Annotated in this window: 1 protein-coding gene and 1 pseudogene; both read left to right on the top strand. The window is 31.5% G+C overall.

The window, feature by feature from the left end; all coding sequences use genetic code 11:
- Positions 1–855, top strand: a pseudogene (gene trpS / locus HMPREF9131_RS05515) (tryptophan--tRNA ligase); the annotation flags it as partial.
- A gap of 458 nt (positions 856–1,313) precedes the next feature.
- The coding region (valS, locus tag HMPREF9131_RS05510) for a valine--tRNA ligase (protein WP_009345871.1) at positions 1,314–2,588 on the top strand (1,275 nt) is incomplete at its 3' end.

The following is a 2,588-nucleotide window of genomic DNA, read 5'->3' as shown; positions in this document are numbered from 1 at the left end:
TGCCATAACTGTCGCCCAAGTGCCAAAGGATTTGAGAAAAATACCTTAGATTTAATTGCTTTATATCTAGCTTGTGGACTTGACCCTGAAAAATCAATAATATATATTCAATCTCATGTTCCGGCTCATACTGAACTTGCATGGGTTTTAAATACAATGACAGGTCTTGGTCAACTTCAAAGGATGACTCAATTTAAGTCAAAATCTCAAAAAGTAAAAGAAGTCCAAGCTGGTCTTTTAAATTATCCTGTTCTTATGGCTGCTGATATTTTATTATATCAAACTTCCTATGTACCAGTGGGTGAAGACCAAAGACAACATCTTGAAATTACAAGAGATATTGCGCAAAGATTTAATCACAGATATTCTGAAACTTTTACAGTTCCTGAAATACTTCCTGCAAAAGTTGGAGGTAGAATAATGTCTTTGCAAGATCCAACTTCAAAAATGTCAAAGTCTGATGCAAATAAAGATGGTTTTATCCTAATAATAGAAGATGAAAATCAAACAAGAAAGAAAATTAAAAAGGCTGTAACAGATTCTCTCGGCACTTTCAGATATTGTGATGAACAAAAGGGACTTAAAAATTTAATAGATATTTACGCATCTTTTTCTAACTTAAAAGCTGAGGAAATTGTGGAAAAGTATAAAGATCAAGGTTATGGGGTATTTAAAGATGAATTAGCTGAACTTGTTGTGGATTCCTTAAGACCTATCAGACAGAGATTTAAAGATATAAGAGAAGATAAGTCATATCTTGAAAAAGTCTACAGAGAAGGAGCTGAAAAAGCCTCATATCTTGCAAATAAAACTTTGAGAAAAGTTTACAAAAAAGTTGGTTTTATTGAAAGATAAAATTTTATAATTTAGGTTAATTTTTATAAAAAATATCATCTGTATTTTTATTTTTGGTGGTATTTTCAAAAAATCCAACTAGGGTGAGTGTAACTTTTTCCATGAGAATAAAAGGGATTTTTTTCTTATAGTGTATGAAAAGTTTTTTTAAATCATTATTTATTTAATTAATGTTTGACAAAAATATATATTATAATATAATATTTTAAGTTTTTAATTTAATAAGACTATAAAAAAGAGGGTTGAAATTTTTCTTTTTTAGAGAGACATGGATGGTGAAAATTGTCAAAGAAATTTTTTAATTGTAGCTTTTTTGTCTTGATAGGTGAAATTAAGTAGTCTATCACGCATTTAGCGTTATAAATTTCGAGAGTTTATTTATATAATAAATAAAAATTAAGGTGGTACCGCGTCTTTCGTCCTTAGGGCGAAGGACTTTTTGTATTGAAAGGAGAATTATGAAAGAATTAAGTAAAGTTTACAATCCTAAAGATTTTGAAGAAAATATTTATGATTATTGGATGAAAAATGATTACTTTGTGGCTGAAGTTGATAAGGATAAAAAACCTTATTCTATTGTTATGCCACCGCCAAATGTAACAGGAAATCTTCATATGGGACATGCTTTAAATGGAACAATTCAAGATATATTGATTCGTGCAAAAAGAATGCAAGGTTATAGTGCCCTTTGGCTTCCAGGAACAGACCACGCATCAATTTCTACTGAGGCTAAAGTTGTTGCAAAAATTAGATCAGAAGGCAAGGAAAAAGAGGATTTAGGCAGAGAAAAATTTTTAGATGAAGCTTGGGCTTGGACTCATGAATATGGCGGAAACATAAAAAAACAATTCAGAAAATTGGGTGCATCTTGCGATTGGACTCGTGAAAGATTTACTCTTGATGAAACTTTGTCTAGGGCTGTAGGTCAAGTTTTTGTTGAACTATATAATAAAGGTTTAATATATCGTGGTTCAAGAATTATTAATTGGTGTCCGTCATGCAAGACTTCTATTTCTGATGCTGAAGTCGACCATATTGAACATGATGGAGAAATTTGGTATTTCACTTATCCTTTTGAAGATGGAAAAGGCGGAATAGAAATTGCCACTACAAGACCAGAAACAATTCCTGGGGACTTGGCAATAGCTGTAAATCCCAATGATGATAGATATAAGGATTTGATTGGTAAAAAAGTAAAAATTCCAGTAATGGATGACAGGCTGATTCCAATAATAGCAGATGAATATGTTGATATGGAATTTGGTTCAGGGGCTGTAAAAATTACTCCATCCCATGACCCCAACGATTTTGAAGTTGGCAAAAGACATGAACTTGGTCAGTTAAAAATTATGACAGATGATGGTCATTTAAATGAAAATGCTGGAAAATATAGTGGCATGGAAAGATTTGATGCTAGGGAAAAAATAATTGAAGATTTTAAAGAAAAGGGATTTTATATAGGCAAGAAAAAGCACCACAATGCAGTTGGTCATTGCTCAAGATGTAATAGTGTTATTGAACCATTAATTTCTAAGCAATGGTTTGTAAAAATGGAACCACTAGCAAAACCTGCTCTTGAAGCTTATAGAAATGGTGAATTGAATATTGTTCCTCAAAGATTTGGAAAAATTTATGAAAATTGGCTTTTAAATATTCGTGATTGGAATATTTCAAGACAACTTTGGTGGGGACACAGACTTCCTGTGTGGTATGATCAAGATGGAAATTATATA

The sequence above is a fragment of the Peptoniphilus sp. oral taxon 836 str. F0141 genome (assembly GCF_000179335.1).
In the GTDB taxonomy this organism is placed as follows: domain Bacteria; phylum Bacillota; class Clostridia; order Tissierellales; family Peptoniphilaceae; genus Peptoniphilus_A; species Peptoniphilus_A lacrimalis.
The sequence above is the reverse complement of the archived record's forward strand: the minus strand, read 5'-3'. Positions and strand labels throughout refer to the sequence as shown.